Consider the following 18668-nt stretch of genomic DNA (forward strand, 5'->3'; position numbering starts at 1 on the left):
GCACGTGGTCGCCTCCTCACCCGCCCGGGTGGCGTCGGCGCCGCCAGTCCCGGTGGACGAGGGAGGCACCGGTCAGCATGCTCACCAGCACAGCGCCCGCGAGCAGTACGTAGGTGCCGATGCGCTCGTTGCGTTCGGCGTAGGTCTCGCCCAGGTGCAGGGCCGCCGGTTCCGGTTCGGGTGCCTTGCGCACCCCGTCGCGGGCGGAGGGCTGCTGCACCGGTTCGGCGTCCTCGGTCAGGGCGCGCACCGGGTCGACGACGCCCCAGCCGATGTGGCGGTCCCGGCCACTGACGGCGCGTTCGGCGGTGTGCTGGATCTGGGCGACGATCTCCTGCCGCGTCCAGTCGGGGTGCTTCGCGCGCAGGAGTGCCGCGACCCCCGCCACGTACGGGGCGGCGAAGCTGGTGCCGTTGTCGAGGCAGTGTCCGCCGCCGGGGACCGTGGAGACGATGTCCACGCCGGGGGCGGCGATGCCCACGAAGTCGCCGGACTGGGAGAACCGCGCGCGCTCGTTGTTGCGGTCCGAGGCGGCGACCGCCAGGACGCCGTCGTAGGAGGCGGGGTAGGTCTTCCGGGACCTGCCGTCCGCTCCGTCGTTGCCGGCCGACGCCACGACGACGATGTCCGCGTCCAGCGCCCTTTGCACGGCGGCGTGCAGCCGCGTCCCCGGCCCCAGGGCGCCCTCGGTGTCGGAGGAGATGTTGATGACGTCGACATCCTGGTCGACGGCGTGGTCGACGGAGTCGGCCAGGGCCAGGGCCTTGCCCGCTCCGTCCGTCTGGCGGACGGGGACGACGATGGCCTCCGGCGCCAGGCCGACGAAGCCGGTGTCCGCGGAGGGACGGGCGGCGATGATGCCCGCCACCTTGGTGCCGTGGCCGACCAGGTCGGTGGTCGGGCCCTCCGGCACGTCCTGCTCGCGTTCCTCGTCCGAGCGCAGGTCCGCGCCCGCGCCGACGTCCACCGCGGGTTCGAGCTGCGGGTTCTCCACGTCCACCCCGCTGTCGACGACGGCGACTCGGACACCCTCGCCCCTGGTGACCTCCCAGAGACGGTCGAGCTGCACCCGTTGCAGTGCCCACGGCCGCCCGAGGACGGGCTTCGCGGGGTACTCGCACCGGCCGGTCGCCGCAGGCAGGGCGGCGGGCCGGACCGTACTGTCGGCGCCCGCGGTTCCCGTGGTGTCCGGGGCGCCGGGCGCGGGGCCGACGGCGACCGCGCAGACGAGCGCGGCGAGGACGAGGGCGGGGACGCGCTTCGCCATCAGGACCCCTGGGGCTGCTTGGCGCCGGTGGTGTCCAGCCGGGGGCCCTTGGAGAGGAACTGGGCCCAGTGCGCCGGGACGGGGACGGGCTCGACGCTCTCGTACCCGAGCCGGATCTGCGCGGTGTTCACCTCGGCGCGCTCCTCCTCGCTCGGTTCGCCGCCGGCCTGCGCCGCGTTCTCGGCCGCGCCGCTGTCGGTGTTCGACTGGACGGCGTACCGGAGTCCGGTGTCGGTGACGAGGAAGACGCCGCCCGTCTTGGTGTCGGTGCCCTGGTACTGCCGGAACAGCACCCCCGAACCCGGCGTGACGTAGGCGCTGGTGGTGCCCACCGGCACGGGGACCGGGTAGTCGTCGCCGGCCCAGGTGGAGAGGGTGGTGCCGCCCTTCGCACCGCCGCCGGTGTGCACCGTGCGCAGCACGCTGCACACGGTGCCGCGGGACGCGGTGTTGGCCTGCACGGCTTGGCGGGTCGGCCAGTCCTCGGCGGCGTCCGCCCGCGCCTCGGCGGGGTCGGTGATCGAGGAGGCGCCCACCTTGCGGGCCTCGCCGCCCTGGGCGAGTTCGGCCGTCTGCGGGCTGTTCAGCAGCAGGTGGGCGGTGAAGTCGCTGACGGGCACGACCCGGCCCGCTTCGACGAGGTACTGCTGCCTGCCCTTGCCGGTGGATGCCGCCAGCACCGTGCCGATTCGGTCGGCCGCTTCCGGGAGCCCGGCTACGCCGGCCGGTTCACCGACGGTGCCCTCGACCTCCGGGAAGGTCAGCGGTGAGCCGTCCCGGAGCGTGCCCAGCCACTCGTCGGACACCTGCTGCGGCTCGCCGCTGGTGAGCAGCCGCACCAGGAGGCGGCGCTCGTCCGCCTCCTGGTCGCCCCGGTCCTCCTCGCCGATGGCGTACTTGGTGCCGTCCGCGCCGACGAGGTACTGCGCGCCCTCGTCGTCCTCGACGTACATCACCTCGCCTCCGCGCAGCCGGTCGTCGTCGTCGGTGCGCCCGGCGTCCCGGTCGGCGAGTACGAGAGTGGCGCGCTCGGTCTCGCCGCCGGGGCCGGGGCGCTCGCAGACGGCCCAGCGCTTGGCACGACCCGCCTCCTCGGCGCCGGGCAGACGGTCCGGTGCGTACGGGATGCCGATGGTGGGGCCGTGCGGGATGCTCCCGTTGTCGAGCTCCTTCTCCGCGACCTTGACCACGGCGTACTGGTCGGGGTCGAGGAGCAACCGGGCGGAGGCGAGGTTGAGCACCGGGTGCAGTTGCACCTTCTTGCCCTTGCCCGTCCTGAGGACCACGTAGCGGGTGGTGGAGTCGGAGGCGACGATGACCCTCTTCTCGGGCTCGTCCCATCCCTTCGGTGCCTGCGGCTTGAACATACCCCAGGCCCCGAACCCGGCGAGGACGAGGGCACCGACGACGACACCGGGCAGGAAGCCGCGCAGCAGCCGCGGCGCGCCCTCCTCGGAACCGCTGGGCGAGGGTTGCAGGAAGGAGGCGACGGTGCGCTTCTTCGCAAAGGTGTAGGCGTTGAGCTCGTCACGCCTGGATGCCATCGGTACCCGCCCTCCCCGTGGGCTGCCTGCGCCGGGCCTTCCCCGTGGCTCGGCTCCGAAAGGGTATGCGGTGCCGCCGACAGGCGGGCGGCCCGGGTCCGTTGTGCCCGCAGGGGGCGGGCGGACGGTGCTCGGGTAGGGTGAGCGCCCGTCGATCGCCCTGCCTTCCGGCGGCGAACGCGGACACAAGGGGGCTTGAGCGCGTATGGGGACCGCTACCCGTGCACGTGGCGGCGAGACCGGTACCGGAGCAGACCGCCGGGGCGCCGGGGGCGGGGACGCATCCGCGACGCCGTCCGCCGGTCCGGGCGCCGGCGTGGTGCTGCACCGGGAGACCGGGGCGGGCCGCTTCGGGCCGTTCCGACTGCAACAGCTGGTATTGGTCGAGGTGGCGCTGGCGCTGCTGCTGGTGGCCTGGGTGGTGGACCGGGTGCTGCTCGTCCCCGCCGGGGCGGTGGCGGCGGCGCTGGTGGTGCTGGCGGTCGCCCGGCGGCGCAAGCGGTCGTTCCCGGACTGGTTGCGCAGCGTGCTGGCCCTGCGCGGTCGGCTCCGCCAGGCCGGCCCGGTGCTGGACGCCTCGGTGGACGCCGGGTTGGCACCCGCGGTCGAGTGCGCTCCCGCGCTGCGCAGCCGCACGTACGTCGACCGGACGCGCCGCTCGGTGGGGATGGTCGGGGACGGCACGTTCCTGACCGCGGTGCTACGGGTGGAGCCGGGCGCCGCGGCGCTGCGCCCCGACCGCATCGAACGCTCGCTGCCGTTGTCGCTGCTGCACGACGCACTCCATGTGGACGGTATCCGGCTGGAGTCGGTGCAGGTCGTGCAGCACACCCAGCCCGCCCCCGCTCCGACGCTGCCGAAGGGGTCGGTGGCCGCGACCAGCTACCGGCCTCTTCAGGCCGCCTCGGGGGCTCCGGCCGTCCGGTTGACGTGGGTGGCGCTCAAGCTCGATCCGGAGCTGTGCCGGGACGCCGTCCAGGCCCGGGGCGGGGGCGTCGAGGGGGTGCAGCGCTGCCTTGTGCGGGTGGCGGACCAGCTCGCGAGCCGGCTCACCGGGGCGGGGTTCCGCTCCGCGGTACTGACCGAGCAGGAACTGGTGGCGAGCCTGGCCACCTCGGCCGTGGCCGACCCGCTGGTCACGGCCCAGTCGAGCCAGCCGGATTCGGCCCCGGCGCAGCGGACGGCGGAGTCCTCCCGTGCGTGGCGCTGTGATGACCGGTGGCAGACGGTCTACGCGGTCGGACGCTGGCCGCAGCTCGGTGCGGGCGGTGCGCCGCTGCCGCAGTTGGCGGCGCTGCTCAGCTCGCTGCCCTCGCTGGCCACGGTGTTCAGTCTGACGCTGAGCGCTGCGGACCGGCAGACCGCTCACCTTGCCGGACATCTGCGGATCACCGGCGGCAGCGCGGACGAACTCACCGCTCTGCGGAGGGAACTGGAACGGATGGCGCGCGGAGTGAAGGTGTCCCTGATCCGGCTGGACCGGGAGCAGGTGCCGGGTGTCCTGGCCACGATGCCGCTGGGAGGGGCCCGCTGATGGTACGCGGACCGGGCACGGGCCGGCATGTGGTGGCCGTCGAGCAACTCGGCGCTCTCGCGCTCCCGGTGGGGGACGACGGCGTGGTGGCGGGAACGGACCCCGACGGCCGTGCGGCGGTGCTGGGTTTCCACCACCCCCGCGCGTACGACGTGGCGCTGATCGGCGGGTTGTGGACTGCGCAGGTGCTCGCCCTCCGGCTTGCCGCGACCGGAGCCAGGATCGCAGTGGAGACGGGGCGCCCGCAGGCGTGGCTGAACCTGGTGCAGGCGGTCGGGGGCGAGGCGGGCGCGATGTCGGTGCACGAGGTGGGCCGGGTCCCGCCGCTGGGCCCGACGGTCTCGAGTCCGGTCGTCGTCGTCCGGGACTGCGGGATGAAGCCGCCCCGCGGACGCGTCAGCTCGGGTCCGTGGCAGTCGGTGCTGACCCTGCTGCCGTATCTGAGTCCGGCGGCGCCGCGCCTGCTGCGCGGGGCGGCGCTGGCGGGGGTCCAGCGGGTGTCGCCGCAGGAGGCCGGGCAGGTGGGGCGTCTGCTGTCGCTGTCCGAACGGGAGGTGGCGGCGCTGCCCTCGCTGGGCGAGGGCGTCACCCTGTGGTGCGCCCCCGGCGGCCGACAGTTCACGATGATCCAGCCCACGGACGCGGAGTCCGGCCTGCTCGGTGTCGCTCGCCGGCTGGACTGACGTCCGCGGGAGCGTCGCACGGGTGGCCGGGGTCCGGCCGGCCCCGGAGCACGGCCCGGCCCCCGGGGCGGACGCGGCGGTCCGGGCCGCTGCCGGAACCGGAGTCAGCCGGCGGCGATCCCCTGCTGGAACTCGTCCATCGGGACGATCCGTTCGGACGGCGGCATGGCGATGTCCTGGCTGCCGCCGAAGTCCTCGTACATGGTGGGGCTGTTGCGGCCGTCGCGGGCGGACTCCCTCTTGAGCAGGTACGGGGTGCCCGAGGCGGCGATGTAGTAGACGTCCTCGGTGCGGCTGTCGCCGACGGTGACCGCCTTGGCGGGCGTGCCGTCCACCTCGGTGTCCTTCTCCGGGAGCCGCTCGGCGCTCTCGGAGATCCTGAACAGCGCGTCGCAGCGGCCGCCGGTCTCGGTGGACACGTACGCGTCGGCAAGGTCCTCGGGAACCCGCACGTCCTGCCCCGAGTCGTTGAGCGAGGCGGCGAGGAGCGAGGCGCTCAGGTAGCTCATGCCGTCCTTGCAGTACATCTCACCCTCGGCGGTACCGCTCGTCACGATTCTCAGCCCCTTGTCCGGGTCCCAACTCGTCCGCTGCACACCGCCCCTGACGACGGTGGTCGGGCCGCTGGCCCGGAAGGCCGTCGTCCGCATGACCTCGTTGGCCTCCCTGACGAGGCTTTCGGCCCCGCTGCCGCCGGCGTCGGCCGCCTTGTCGGTGCTTTCGGTGCTGCCGCAGGCCGCCGCGCACAGCACGGCGAGGGCCAACACGAGCAGGTGGCGGGTGGGACGGGCGGAAGGCGTCACGACGTCGTTCTCCGGTGGGTGAGGGGATCCGAGCGAGTGCCGCCCCCACTATGCCTGCCGTCCGTCGCGCGTCGCCCGGCTCCCGGTGTCCGGTACCCGCCGTGCGGTTCGCCCTCCGGCGGCCCGGGGCCCGCGCGGGGCGTGGCCCTGGTTCCGGGCCGGACTGACGCTGCCCGGGCTGTGGCCCTTAGGCTGGGTCGCGCGCGTCGCGCACCGCACGCGGGGTCTTCCGACGGTGCGCGGCAGCCGGGGTGAGCGGACCATTCTTGCGGGAGGGCATTGTGAACAACGACCGGGACGAGATCCGCGGCGACGGAACCGTCCCCGGCAGTGAGCCCGACTCCGAGCAGGAGCACACGGGCGAGTTCACCATCGACTACACGCCTCCGGCCTGGTACACCCGCGGTTCCGCCGCTTCCGGCGGCACCGTGGGCCGCGATGACGCCGGGGGCGGCGGCCCCTTCGGTGCCCCGCCCCCTCCCCCGGGGCACTTCCCGTCGGCCCCGCCCGCACTGACCGGACCCGCGGAACCGGTGGCGGCGGACGCCGAGGCAGCGGGCCCGGAGGACGGGCCCGGCCCGGGCCAGGGCGAGCCGTCGAACGCCGCGGCGGGCGCGGCACCCCACGCGGCGGAACCTGCCGGAGCGGACGCCGCCGACGGCTCGCACTCCGCGGCCCCCGGCGACGGCAGCGCCGCGAGGGGCGGGAGCCCGGACCGCGGCGGCACGGGCACACACCCGGGCGGTGCGGACGAGGACGGCGGCCGGTCCGGCGTCCCGGAGCCCGTCGGACGGCCCGCAGTCGGAGGCGAGCGGCCCGCGGAGGCCTTCACGTCGGCGCAGGAAGGCGTGCAGGAGCAGTCCGACGTGGGCCTCGCCTCCGAAACCACCCGATCGGATGAAGCCAAGCAGAGCGGTCCCGTACCGGGGACTCCCGCGGACGACACGGACGTGGCCCCGCCGCCGCCCGCGGCGGCAGCGACGTCCCCGGCTCGGGCGCCCGAGCCGAACGGGTGGAGCGTTCAGGGCGAACCGGAGGTCGTGGAGTCGCGGAGCCCGCACACCGTCCGCATCCCGACCGACGCGCTGCGCCGCAAGCACGCGCAGCGGGACGCGGCGGCCGCCGCCCCCTCGGCCGCCGCGCCCGACGCCTGGCCCTGGCCTGGGCGGGGCGGCGGGGAAGCCGCGGACGCATCGGCGCCGGGCACCCCGCCGCCGGGCGGTCCGTCCTCCGGCGGGGCCGCCCCCTGGACGACGTCCGGGCCTCCGGCGAATCTGCCGCCGCTGCCGCCGCAGTACCGGGCGGCGGAGCCTTCGACGAGCGGCGCCCCCTGGCCGGACCACACCGCGTCCCCCGTCGGCTTCGGACCTGCGGGGCCCGCTCCCGCCGACTCCGGCCCCGCTCCGGGGGGCGAGCCGGAGGGTCGCCGTCCGCACGAGGGTCCCGCCGCCCCGTCCGCGGGGCAGCCGAGCGGGCACCCGTCTGCCCCCGGAGCCACGGCAGCGCCCACCGGGCACGGCCCCGGCTCCGGCCCCGGGTCCGGCTACGGCTCCGGTGGGGACTTCCCCCTGGCCGGCGCCGGCCAGCCGCAACCGGGAGGGGTCGGCGGGCCCGTGGTGCCGCCGCGGCCCGCGCAGGCCCCGCCGGTGCCGCCGGCGCCGCCCGCCCCGCCGCAGCAGCAGCAGGCAGCGGGAGGCTACGGCTTCCCTCCCCCGGTCGACCGCACCGCTCCACACGCCGCAGGCCCCACAACGCCCCCGCAGGCACCGCAGCCCGCCCAACCCGCGCAGGGGCAGCAGGCACCGCAGGGGCAGCAGACTCCTCGCGCCGCTCAGAGCCCGGCTCCGGGTCAGGGCTACGGCTGTCCGCCCGCCCAGGCGCCGCAGGGCGCCAGCGGACCGCACACCGTGCCGGGCGGGGCCGGCCGGCCCCGCCCGGCCCCGCCCGCCCCCGAGCCGGAGTCCCAGCAGCACCCCTACCACCAACAGCCGCAGCAGCCCCCGGGCCACCACATCCCTCCCCAGCAGCCCGGAGTCCAGCAGCCGTATCCGCCGCAGTACCCGGGCGGCGGAGCGGACCAGCAGGTTCCGGCCGCACCCGGGGCGGGGCAGGGCATGCCCGATCCGCGTCAGGCCTACGCCCAGCCGGGTTCGCTGGGCTACACCGCCTCGGTGGAGCTGTCCTCGGACCGGCTGCTGAACCAGAAGCGCAGGCCCCGCCCGCAGAGCACCGGACGCGGCGGCTCCCGGTTCCGGCTGGGCGCCAAGAAGGAGGAGGCGGAGCGGCTCCGCAAGCTGCAACTGATCCGGACGCCGGTGCTCTCCTGCTACCGCATCGCCGTGATCAGCCTCAAGGGCGGCGTGGGCAAGACCACCACGACGACCGCGCTGGGGGCGACGCTGGCCACCGAGCGGCAGGACAAGGTCATCGCGATCGACGCCAACCCGGACGCGGGCACGCTCGGGCGCCGGGTGCGCCGGGAGACCGGTGCGACCATCCGGGACCTGGTCACCGCCATCCCGCACCTGCACAGCTACATGGACATCCGCCGGTTCACCTCGCAGGCGCCCTCCGGTCTGGAGATCCTCGCCAACGACGTCGACCCGGCCGTCTCGACCACGTTCAACGACGAGGACTACCGCCGGGTGATAGACGTCCTCGGCAAGCAGTACCCGCTCGTGCTCACCGACTCCGGCACCGGGCTGCTGTACTCCGCGATGCGCGGAGTGCTCGACCTGGCCGACCAGTTGATCGTGGTCTCGACGCCCTCGGTGGACGGCGCCAGCAGCGCCAGCACCACGCTGGACTGGCTGTCCGCGCACGGTTACGGCGACCTGGTGCAGCGCAGCGTGACGGTGATCTCCGGAGTGCGGGAGACCGGAAAGATGATCAAGGTCGACGACATCGTGGGCCACTTCAGGACGCGCTGCCGCGACGTCGTGGTGGTGCCCTTCGACGAACACCTCTCCGCCGGGGCCGAGGTGGATCTGGACCTGATGCGGCCCAGGACACGGGACGCCTACTTCGACCTGTCCGCGCTCATCGCCGAGGACATCGCCCGGCACCAGCAGGCGCAGGGCCTGTGGACCCAGGGCCCGGCGGGCGGCCCGCCTCCGCAGATGGCGCCGCCGCTCCCGGGGCAGGGCGGAGCAGCGCAGCCGCCGCACCACGGGCACTGGGGAGGCGCGGCTCCCCAGCAGCCCGGGTACGCGGCGCCGCCGCAACACCCGGGACAGGGCGGCGGCCCGCCGTATCCGCCGGGGCCACCGCAGCACTGACGGCGCGTCCCTCTCGGGGGACGCGCCGGACGCGGGACGGTGAGGCGGGGGTCAGCCCTCGCGGACGGGGACGGCGAGCAGCTCCCGGCAGATCTGTACGTCGACGGCCATCCGGTCGAGCAGCGCGTCCAGCGTGTCGAAGCGTTCCTGACCGCGCAGCCGCGCGTGGAAGTCCACCGCGGCATGCATACCGTAGAGGTCCAGCCCCACGCGGTCGACGGCGTACGCCTCGACCGTCCGCTCGACGCCGTCGAACTGCGGGTTGGTGCCGACCGAGACAGCCGCGGGCATCGGCTCGCCGTCGGGGGCCGGCACGCTCAGCCACCCCGCGTAGACACCGTCCGCGGGGATCGCGGTGTGCGGGAGGGTCTCCACGTTGGCCGTGGGGAAGCCCAGTTCCCGGCCGCGCTGCGCCCCCCGGACGACCACGCCCTCCACCCGGTGGGGACGGCCGAGGACCTCGGCGGCCCCGGCCACGTCCCCCTCGGCCACCAGCCGCCGCACCAGCGTCGAGGAGAAGGGCTCCCCGCCGCCCGCGTTGCCGTGCTCGAAGAGGTCCACCACCCTGACGTCGAAGTCGTGGGTCCGGCCCAGCTCGGTGAGGACCGCGACGTCGCCCGCCGCGCGGTGCCCGAACCGGAAGTTGGGCCCCTCGATCACGCTGCACGCGTGCAGGCGGTCGACGAGGACCTTCACCACGAAGTCGTCGGGCGAGAGTGTGGAGAACTCCTGGGTGAACGGCAGCACCAGCACCGCGTCCACGCCGAGTTCCGCCATCAGCGCGGCCCGGCGGGGATGGGGCGCCAGCAGGGGCGGGTGGCTGCCGGGCCGCACCACCTCGCTGGGATGCGGGTCGAAGGTGACGACGACGGCGGGAACGTCCAGCTCCCGGGCGCGTTCCACCGTCCGCCCGATGATCAGCTGATGTCCCCGGTGGACGCCGTCGTACGAGCCGATGGTGACGACGCTGCGTCCCCGGTCCTCGGGGATGTCCGACAAGCCACGCCAGCGCTGCACTGTGCCCGCTCCTCGCTGCATGCGATTGGATTCCTGCCGGTCCCAGGGTGTCATGCGCGAAGCACCGTGCCCGCGTCGGGAGCCGCTTGCCCGCCCGGCGCGCCCCGGCCGCGCCCGCCGCGCTCCGGTACGGTCGCCGCGCTCCGGTACGGTCGCCGGGCTCGGGGCGCGGCGCTCGGGGAGGTTCAGCGCGGGGCGAGCTCCACCGGGGCCCGGTGCCTGCCGGGCCCACCGCCGTCCCACGCTGCGGATGGCCGCCGGGCGGCCGTGTCCAGGGAGGACCCACCGGGCGGACCGATCTCCCGCCGCTCGGGCCCGAGAAGCAGCGCCAGCCATCCGCCCGGCTCGGCGCCCCGGACATCGGCCCGCGGATCGGGCGCCCGCGCGATGAGGGCCCCTTCCTCCGCGTCCGGATGAGGGGGAGCCAGCAGCCGGAGCAGGGCGGGGCCCGCGGGCGGTCGGACGAGGAGCCGGTGCACCAGCTCCGTCAGCGGCCACCGGGCCGCCGCGGGACGGGCAGCCGCGAAGTCGCGCACCAGACGGGCGGCGGAATGGGCGGTGGGCACGCTCACCGGCAGTCCGGCGAGGGCCCGGACGAGTTCCGGTTCGGCGCGCTGCCGGGGCCCGGCGGCGAGCAGCAGGGCGGAGCAGGCGGCTGCCGCGCGCACCTCCGCGCGGCCGTCCCGGGACCAGCGTTCGACCGCGGTGCCGAGCGCAGCGGGGGTGTCCGCGGCGAGTTCGCCGAGCAGTTCCTCCGCCCGCGGGTGGTCCGCCTCCCGGAGCGACTCCAGCAGCGCGTCGGTCGCGAGAGCGCGGTGGGTGTGCAGGAGCGCCTGGGCGGCCGTGTCGACCGTCGCTCCCGGCATCCGCAGCGGTCGGGTGTCGTCGAACCAGCGGCAGACGAAGGGCTGGACCTCCCGGGGGGCGGCGGCGAGCAGTCCGGCCGCGGCGTCCAGGAACCGCTCCCCCGGTTCGGCCCCGGCCGGGTCGACGGTCAGGAGCTGGCGCAACAGCTCGCAGCGGTGGGCGACGGGCAGCGGCAGCCGGGTCCAGAACGAGGGGCCCAGGGGGTGTCCGACGCTCCGCGGCGGGCACGCGTCCGGCACCGGCTGCGGCGCCCGGCCGGGCGCCGGGGCGCCGGCGCCCGGCCGGGGGCGGAGGCGCTCCGGCGACGCGGTGAGCTGCCGTGGCCCGCTTCCCCCGTCCGCCGGGGACCGCCCGGCGTCCGCCAGGTCGGCCGCCCCCGCGGCGCACACCAGGCGGGCGGCGAGTCTGCGCAGCAGCGGCATGCAGGCGGTGGCGTCCGGCAGCGCGAGGAGGGCCTCGCCGAGCAGGTGGGACGCCCACCAGGCGGCTTCCGCGGCCGGCCCCGGAGCGGCGGTCGTCCGGACGGCCGGGGTGACCAGCGGGTGGAGCCGGTCGAGCAGCGCGTCCGGGCCCGCCGTCCGGCCGAGGAGCAGCAGGCCGTGCACCACCGTGCCGATCCGGTGGTGCGGCACCGGGTGCGGGTCCTCGGGCAGCCGGCGGTGCACGAGTGCGTCCAGTGCGGCATCGACATCCAGGTGCCAGCCCTGGGCCCACTCGCCGAACTCCTCGTCGGCGAAGCGGTGGCCCGTACCGGACGGCACGAGGACGCCTTCCGCGAGCACCGCGGCCCGCCAGCCGCCCGCGGCGGGGAAGGCGTCCTCGAAGGCTTCTCCGTCGAGGACGCCGTGACCGGGCCCCAGACAGCTGCGTGCGGCCCGGTGCAGTCGGCCGGCGGCCCGCGTCGCCAGTCTCCGCAGCTCGTTCCCGGTGGGGGCGGCCGGGCCGGAGGGCTGCCGGGCACGGTGGGCGGCCACGCGTCCGGCGATGCGGCAGGCGGCGCGGTCCAGCCAGCCGGCAAAGATCTCCGCGCGGTCGGTGTCCGGACCGCAGTCGGGCAGCAGCGCCCGCATCCGCAGGGTCAGCGGGTGGCCTCCGGGGAGATCGTCCAGGCGTACGCAGGCCGGCAGGGCCCGCCAGGACGGCGGGGCCGCGGCGGGCCGGTGGAGCAGGTCGGCGGGGAAGTGCGCGCCGGTCTGCTCCCAGAATTCGGGACGGCAGGCCAGCGCGAGCCGGGCCCCGGAGGCGCAGAGCCAGCCGGCGGAGCCGGCGGCCCAGCGGCGCAGGCCCTGCACGAGCGCCGGGGGCATCTCCTCGGGTGCGTCGAGGACCAGGAGGAGGGGGCGGCCCGCGTCCCGCGCGATCCGGGCGGCGAGGTCCGGGTCGGGGGCGCCCTCCTCGGCGCGGAGCTGTGCCGCGGTGCCGGCGTCTGCGCGTGCCGCGTGCTCCGCGGCGAGCAGCGCCGCTGCCCGGGCGAGTTTCCGGCCGACGGCGTCCCGCAGGCCGCGGTCGGTGGCGCGCAGGTCGGCCCCGCGCAGCCACAGGGCGGGTTGGGCGGAAGGACGGTCGGCGACGAGCCCGGCGAGTTCGGTGGTGCGCCCGGTGCCGGGCTGCCCGACGAGCGCCAGTACGCAGGTGGAGCCCTCGGCGAAGCGGTGGAACTCCGCGTCCGTCTCCGGTCGGCGGGTCCGGCCCGGCGGTGCGGCCGGGGGCGGGTCCGCGGCGATGGCCGCCCGGGTCAGCGCGAGGACGCCGGCCGGGTTGAGGTCGCCGCCGAACCCGGGGACGTCGGCGCCGTTGCGGGCGGCGAGGTCCCGCAGCGGGGCGGGGTGCAGCGGCCCCCGGACGGGTACCGCCAGGCCCGTGCCCGGCACGCCGTTGTGCATCGCGGTGCACAGGACACCGAGCACGGCGCCGGTCTCCGCGTCGAGCACCGGGGAGCCGGTGGCGGCCGGGTTCAGGCGGAGCGGGGCCAGCGCCTCCTCGGGGAGCGGGAGCTGGAGTGCGTCCTCCACCGGCTGGAAGCCGTCCACCGAGGTGTACGTGGCGTCGCAGGTGCCGGTGAGGCACGTGCGGCGCCAGTGGCCGGCCAGGACCCGCACCTCGGTGCCCGGCAGCGGCGCAGGGGCGAGGAGCCGTGCGGCCATGCCGAGCGCCCCCGAGCGGACCAGGGCCAGGTTGTACTCCGGCAGCGGGGTGATGTCGTCGTCCTCCGCCAGCCGGGTGTGCCCGTCGGGGGTGCGCAGCAGCAGGCGGCGCAGTCCGTCCACCGCCTCGTGGCTGGTGACCAGGGTGCCCGCGGCGTCGGCGGCGAAGCCGGTGCCCCTGGGGCGCCCGGCCAGGTCGCAGATCCGCACGAGCGCGGAGTCCGCGTCTGCCGTCATTGCCGAACCTCCTGATAGAGGCTCCTGACGGTAGGCGGGGGCGGGGCGGCGGTGCCAGTGCCTGCGGCCAACGCGCCCCCGAGCGCGCCGTCCTTCGCTCCGAGCGCTCGGCCGAAGGGGTGAACTCCGCCACCGGGGAGGCGGGGCTCCACCGAGGCCCCTCCGTGCGGCAGGACGGCGAGAGGGTCGGCGGGACGGCTCAGACGAAGACGGCGAGGCTCCGCGCCCGTCCGCGGTCGGACTCGACCAGGACGAGGAAGTCCCCACCCGGGCCGAAGACCGCGACCGGACCGGCCGGCAGCACGGGCGTATCGACCCGTACGCCGTTGCCGAGCAGCTTCGCGAGCCGTGCGTCCACGTCCCAGCGCGGAAAGGCCCGGGCGGCGGCCTCACCGAGCGGCATCGGCTCCAGCGACTCCTGGAGCTGCTCCAGGGTCCGGGCCGCGGTGACCCCGTACGGGCCGACCCGGGTGCGGCGCAGCGCCGTGAGGTGCCCGCCGACCGCCAGTTCCGCGCCCAGGTCCCGCGCGATGGCCCGCACGTAGGTGCCGGAGGAGCAGGTGAGCGAGACGAGCAGGTCCAAGACGGGAGTGCCGTCCTCGGCAGTGCCGGGGGTGGCGTCGTGCAGACGGAAGTCCGAGACGGTCACCGGGCGGGCGGCCAGCTCGAACTCCTCGCCCTCCCGCACGCGTGCGTAGGAGCGCTTGCCGTCCACCTTGACGGCGCTGACCTTGGACGGCACCTGGTGGATCTCGCCCCGCTGGGTGTCGAGGGCCGCCTCGACCGCCTCCCGGCCGAGTGCGCCGACCGGGGTGGAGCCGGTGAACTCCCCCTCCGCGTCGTCGGTCACGGTGGTCTGGCCGAGCCGGATCGTGGCGACGTACTCCTTCTCGGTCAGTGCGAGGTGGCCGAGGAGCTTGGTGCCCCTGCCGAGGCCGAGCACCAGGACCCCGGTGGCCATCGGGTCCAGGGTGCCGGCGTGCCCGACCTTGCGGGTGCGGGCGATGCCGCGCATCTTGGCGACCACGTCGTGCGAGGTAAACCCGGCCGGCTTGTCGACCACGACCAGGCCGTCCGGGCCACCGCCCTGTCGTTTGCCGGGCCGACGGCCGGCGTCCTGCTGCTGTGCCACGGGTCAGGCGTCCTCGTCCTCGTCCTCGGCGGGCTTGCGGTACGGGTCCGCGTCCCCGGCGTAGGTCGCTCCGGAGGAGACCTGCCGGACCTCCTCGTCGGAGGCCTTGGCCCGGGCGAGGAGGTCGTCGAGCTGGCGGGCGTTCTCCGGCAGCGCGTCCGGGACGAACTCCAGCGACGGGGTGAACCGCACCCCGGTCTGGCGCCCCACCTCGCTGCGCAGGACGCCCTTGGCGGACTCCAGCGCCGCGGCGGAGGCGGCCCGCTCCTCCTCGTCGCCGTAGACGGTGTAGAAGACGGTCGCCTCCCGCAGGTCGCCGGTGACCCGGGTGTCGGTGATCGTCACATAGCCGAGCCGCGGGTCCTTGATCCGCCGCTGGAGTGTCTCCGCGACGACGACCCGGATGCGGTCAGCCAGCTTGCGTGCCCGCGCGGTGTCGGTCATGTGCTCACTCTTCCTCTTGGACGGGGTGGTGTGGGGTGGAGACTACTCATCGTCGTCACGGTGGAGCCGGCGTCCTGCCGACAGCAGCTCCGCCTCGGGGCGGGCGGCCACCAGCCGCTCGCACCGGTCCAGGACGTCGCGGACGTGCGAGGCGTCCCCGGACACCACGGCGACGCCGATCCGGGCCCGCCGGTGGAGGTTCTGATCGCCGACCTCGGCCACGCTCGCCGCGAACCTGCGGTGCAGCTCGGCGACGATCGGGCGGACGACGGACCGCTTCTGCTTGAGCGAGTGGACGTCGCCGAGCAGGAGGTCGAAGGACAGGGTCCCTACATGCATGCGGTACGGGTCAGAGCCGACCCGGGAGGCCTCGGGGGTGGTGCGTGCTGCTGGATTCTCCGCGCGGTGCCCGGCACCGGTGGGTCCTCGCACGTGACTCCTCGCACGGTACACGCCCCGGCCTGCGTCGATCGACGCGCTGTGGCTGCCGGACCGTGCGGCGAGGGTGCCACGTGGCCTGGGCCGGTCGTCGGAGCGCAGGCGCCCCGACGACCGGCCCAGACCGGTTGCCACGTGCTCGCCGGATCAGCCGCGCGGCTTCTCCCGCATCTCGTAGGTGGCGATGACGTCGTCGATCTTGATGTCGTTGAAGCTGCCGAGGTTGATACCGCCCTCGAAGCCGTCACGGATCTCGGTGACGTCGTCCTTGAACCGGCGCAGACCCGAGATGTTGAGGTTCTCCGCGACCACCTTGCCGTCACGGAGGAGCCGGGCCTTGGTGTTGCGCCTGACCTCCCCGGAGCGCACGAGCACACCGGCGATGTTGCCGAGCTTGGACGAGCGGAAGATCTCGCGGATCTCCGCCGTGCCGAGCTCGATCTCCTCGTACTCGGGCTTGAGCATGCCCTTGAGCGCTGCCTCGATCTCCTCGATCGCCTGGTAGATGACCGAGTAGTACCGGACGTCGACGCCCTCGCGGTCGGCCATCTGCGTGGCGCGCCCCTCGGCGCGGACGTTGAAGCCGATCACGATCGCGTCCGAACCGGACGCCAGGTTGATGTCCGACTCGGTCACCGCACCGACGCCGCGGTGCAGCACCCGGATGTCGACCTCTTCGCCGACGTCCAGCTGCAGCAGCGAGGACTCCAGCGCCTCGACCGAACCGGAGGCGTCGCCCTTGATGATGAGGTTGAGCTGCTCGACCTGGCCGGCCTTGAGCACCTTGTCCAGATCCTCCAGCGACACCCGGCGGGTGCGCTTGGCGAACGCGGCGTTGCGCTCCCGGGCGGCACGCTTCTCGGCGATCTGGCGTGCCGTGCGGTCCTCGTCCACCACCAGGAAGTTGTCACCCGCGCCGGGCACGTTGGTCATACCGAGCACCAGAGCCGGAGTGGAGGGGCCGGCTTCCTCGATGTTGGCGCCCTTGTCGTCGAGCATGGCGCGCACCCGGCCGTAGGCGTCACCCACGACCATCGTGTCCCCGACCCGCAGTGTGCCGCGCTGCACCAGGACGGTGGCCACCGCACCGCGTCCGCGGTCCAGGTGGGCCTCGATCGCGATGCCCTGGGCGTACTGGCCCGGGTTGGCGCGCAGGTCCAGCGAGGCGTCGGCGGTGAGGACGACGGCCTCCAGCAGCCCCTCGATGTTGGTGCCCGGCTTGGCCGCGACGTCCACGAACATGGTGTCGCCGCCGAACTCCTCGGCGACGAGACCGTACTCGGTGAGCTGGGCCCGCACCTTGGTCGGGTCCGCTCCGGGAACGTCGATCTTGTTGACCGCGACCACGATCGGCACGCCGGCCGCCTTGGCGTGGTTCAGCGCCTCGACCGTCTGCGGCATCACGCCGTCGTTCGCCGCGACCACCAGGATCGCGATGTCCGTCGACTTGGCACCGCGGGCACGCATGGCGGTAAACGCCTCGTGACCGGGGGTGTCGATGAAGGTGATCTTGCGCTCTTCACCGTTGACCTCGGTCTTGGCCTGGTAGGCACCGATGTGCTGGGTGATGCCTCCGGCTTCGCCCTCGATCACGTTCGTCTTGCGGATCGCGTCCAGCAGGCGGGTCTTGCCGTGGTCGACGTGACCCATGACGGTGACCACCGGCGGACGGGAGACGAGTGCTTCCTCGCCGCCCTCGTCCTCGCCGAACTCGATGTCGAAGGACTCCAGGAGTTCCCGGTCCTCCTCCTCCGGGCTGACGATCTGGACGACGTAGTTCATCTCCTCACCGAGGAGCGTGAGTGTCTCGTCCGGAACCGACTGGGTCGCGGTGACCATCTCGCCCAGGTTGAACATCACCTGGACCAGGGACGCCGGGTTGGCGTTGATCTTCTCCGCGAAGTCGGTGAGCGAGGCACCGCGCGACAGCCGGACCATCTCGCCCTTGCCGCGCGGCAGCATCACGCCGCCGACCGACGGGGCCTGCATGGCCTCGTACTCCTGACGGCGCTGCCGCTTCGACTTGCGGCCGCGACGCGCCGGACCGCCGGGGCGGCCGAACGCGCCCTGGGTGCCGCCGCGGCCACCGGGGCCGCCGGGACGACCCGCGAAACCGGGACGGCCGCCACCGGGACGGCCGGCGAAACCGCCGCCACCGCCGCCGGGACCGGCCGGACGACCGGCGAAACCGCCGCCACCGCCGCCGGGACGACCGCCGCCGCCCGGACGGCCCGCGCCGCCGGGACGACCGCCGCCGGCGCCGGGACCGCCGCGGCCCGGACCGGGCCGGGGGCCGGCAGCTGGACGCTGCGGCATCATGCCGGGGTTGGGACGGCTGCCACCGCCGCCACCGGGACGGGGACCGCCCGGCGCGGCACCGCCGCCGCCCTGCGGACGGGGCATGTTGCCCGGGGTGGCGCGACCGCCGCCAGGTGCCTGCGGGCGGGGACCGCCGGTGGGGCCGCCCTGCGCGCCGGGGCCGGGACGGGCTCCGGGCTTGGCGGCACCGCCGGGACGGGACGACTGCGGGCGGGCCATACCGGTGGAACCACCGGAAGTGAAGGGGTTGTTGCCGGGACGCGGGCCGGACGGCCGTGCGCCGCCGGGCTTGGCGCCACCGGGCTTGGGACCGCCCGGCTTGGGGGCACCGCCACCGGGCTTCGCGGCACCGGGGCGCGGGGCCGCCGGGCCGGGCGGCGGTGCGGTGAACTCCGGCTTCGTCGGGCCGGGCTTGGCCGGGGACGGCTTCGGAGCCGTGCCACCGGGCTTGGGGCCCTCGTTGCGGGCGGGCTCGCTCTTCGCGGGCTCGCTCTTCGGCGTCTCGCCGCCGGCGGGCTCACTCGCCGGGGCGGCGGGCTCGGCAGCCGGCTTGGGCGCGGGCGCCCCCGGCTTCGGGGCGGCGCCGCCCGGCTTCGGCGCCGAGGCGCCGGGCTTGGGGGCGGGGGCTCCCGGCTTGGGGGCTCCCGGCTTGGGGGCTGCGGCACCCGGCTTGGGGGCCGCAGGCTTCGCCGCGGACTTCTTGGCGCCACCGGCGCCACTGCCCGCGTCGAACGCGTCGGTCAGTTTACGAACGACCGGCGCCTCGATGGTCGAGGACGCCGAACGGACGAATTCACCGAGGTCTTGGAGCTTGGCCATGACGACCTTGCTTTCCACTCCAAGCTCTTTGGCGAGCTCGTATACCCGGACCTTAGCCACTTCGCTCCTTCTACGGTCCGGGGTGGTCGTCCGCCGGACCTTCGCTACTTGTACATGGGCGTACTCATCGCGTACTCATCGA

The 18668-nt window shown here is 75.2% G+C and carries 12 protein-coding genes; 3 read left to right on the plus strand and 9 right to left on the minus strand.

Annotated elements, in window-relative coordinates; genetic code table 11:
• Nucleotides 1-16 precede the first annotated feature (16 nt).
• Together mycP and eccB are read right to left on the minus strand one after the other, a co-directional pair.
• Nucleotides 17-1267: a type VII secretion-associated serine protease mycosin gene (gene mycP / locus H300_RS24570; protein ID WP_078515660.1), complete on the minus strand. Its 1251-nt coding sequence runs from the start codon at nt 1265-1267 to the stop codon at nt 17-19.
• A complete protein-coding gene (gene eccB / locus H300_RS0102175; RefSeq protein ID WP_028426098.1) occupies nt 1267-2811 on the minus strand; it encodes a type VII secretion protein EccB in 1545 nt (514 codons plus the stop codon). Before eccB ends, mycP begins: the two co-directional genes overlap by 1 nt.
• Before the next feature lie 205 nt (nt 2812-3016).
• Here eccB and eccE point away from each other — a divergent pair, with 205 nt between their 5' ends.
• Nucleotides 3017-4345 (plus strand): type VII secretion protein EccE, encoded by a 1329-nt coding sequence (eccE, locus tag H300_RS0102180; protein ID WP_078515661.1) that lies wholly within the window; start codon nt 3017-3019, stop codon nt 4343-4345.
• Complete coding sequence (locus H300_RS0102185; protein ID WP_037978925.1) at nt 4345-5028, plus strand: hypothetical protein; 684 nt, start codon at nt 4345-4347, stop codon at nt 5026-5028. Before eccE ends, H300_RS0102185 begins: the two co-directional genes overlap by 1 nt.
• 104 nt (nt 5029-5132) lie before the next feature.
• On the opposite strand, the gene H300_RS0102190 is transcribed toward H300_RS0102185, so the two are convergent.
• Nucleotides 5133-5831, minus strand: a complete 699-nt coding sequence (locus H300_RS0102190; RefSeq protein ID WP_028426100.1) for a hypothetical protein — start codon at nt 5829-5831, stop codon at nt 5133-5135.
• 281 nt (nt 5832-6112) lie between these two features.
• Here H300_RS0102190 and H300_RS31715 point away from each other — a divergent pair, with 281 nt between their 5' ends.
• On the plus strand, nt 6113-9109 hold the full coding sequence (locus H300_RS31715; RefSeq protein ID WP_051269349.1) for an SCO5717 family growth-regulating ATPase: 2997 nt from the start codon (nt 6113-6115) through the stop codon (nt 9107-9109).
• Between the two features lie 51 nt (nt 9110-9160).
• On the opposite strand, the gene H300_RS0102200 is transcribed toward H300_RS31715, so the two are convergent.
• The 6 genes from H300_RS0102200 to infB form a co-directional block, all read right to left on the minus strand.
• On the minus strand, nt 9161-10126 hold the full coding sequence (locus H300_RS0102200) for a bifunctional riboflavin kinase/FAD synthetase (RefSeq protein WP_028426101.1): 966 nt from the start codon (nt 10124-10126) through the stop codon (nt 9161-9163).
• A gap of 185 nt (nt 10127-10311) precedes the next feature.
• Entirely contained in the window at nt 10312-13374 is a 3063-nt protein-coding gene (locus H300_RS24580) for a trypsin-like peptidase domain-containing protein (RefSeq protein WP_051269352.1), read from the minus strand.
• A 199-nt stretch (nt 13375-13573) separates the two neighbouring features.
• Entirely contained in the window at nt 13574-14506 is a 933-nt protein-coding gene (gene truB / locus H300_RS0102210; protein ID WP_051269354.1) for a tRNA pseudouridine(55) synthase TruB, read from the minus strand.
• Nucleotides 14507-14509: 3 nt separating this feature from the next.
• A complete protein-coding gene (rbfA, locus tag H300_RS0102215) occupies nt 14510-14950 on the minus strand; it encodes a 30S ribosome-binding factor RbfA (RefSeq protein ID WP_028426103.1) in 441 nt (146 codons plus the stop codon).
• Nucleotides 14951-14992: 42 nt separating this feature from the next.
• Entirely contained in the window at nt 14993-15289 is a 297-nt protein-coding gene (locus H300_RS0102220) for a DUF503 domain-containing protein (RefSeq protein ID WP_028426104.1), read from the minus strand.
• A 246-nt stretch (nt 15290-15535) separates the two neighbouring features.
• Nucleotides 15536-18586, minus strand: coding sequence for a translation initiation factor IF-2 (infB, locus tag H300_RS0102225; RefSeq protein ID WP_028426105.1), 3051 nt, complete (start codon nt 18584-18586; stop codon nt 15536-15538).
• Between the last annotated feature and the right edge of the window lie 82 nt (nt 18587-18668).

The sequence above is a fragment of the Streptomyces sp. TAA040 genome, assembly GCF_000424845.1.

Excerpts from the sequence above, each read along its gene's own strand:
- H300_RS0102185 (WP_037978925.1), top strand. The coding sequence starts at position 4,345 with ATGGTACGCGGACCGGGCACGGGCCGGCATGTGGTGGCCGTCGAGCAA.
- mycP (WP_078515660.1), bottom strand. The coding sequence starts at position 1,267 with ATGGCGAAGCGCGTCCCCGCCCTCGTCCTCGCCGCGCTCGTCTGCGCG.
- rbfA (WP_028426103.1), bottom strand. The coding sequence starts at position 14,950 with ATGACCGACACCGCGCGGGCACGCAAGCTGGCTGACCGCATCCGGGTC.
- eccE (WP_078515661.1), top strand. The coding sequence starts at position 3,017 with ATGGGGACCGCTACCCGTGCACGTGGCGGCGAGACCGGTACCGGAGCA.
- H300_RS0102220 (WP_028426104.1), bottom strand. The coding sequence starts at position 15,289 with ATGCATGTAGGGACCCTGTCCTTCGACCTCCTGCTCGGCGACGTCCAC.
- H300_RS24580 (WP_051269352.1), bottom strand. The coding sequence starts at position 13,374 with ATGACGGCAGACGCGGACTCCGCGCTCGTGCGGATCTGCGACCTGGCC.
- eccB (WP_028426098.1), bottom strand. The coding sequence starts at position 2,811 with ATGGCATCCAGGCGTGACGAGCTCAACGCCTACACCTTTGCGAAGAAG.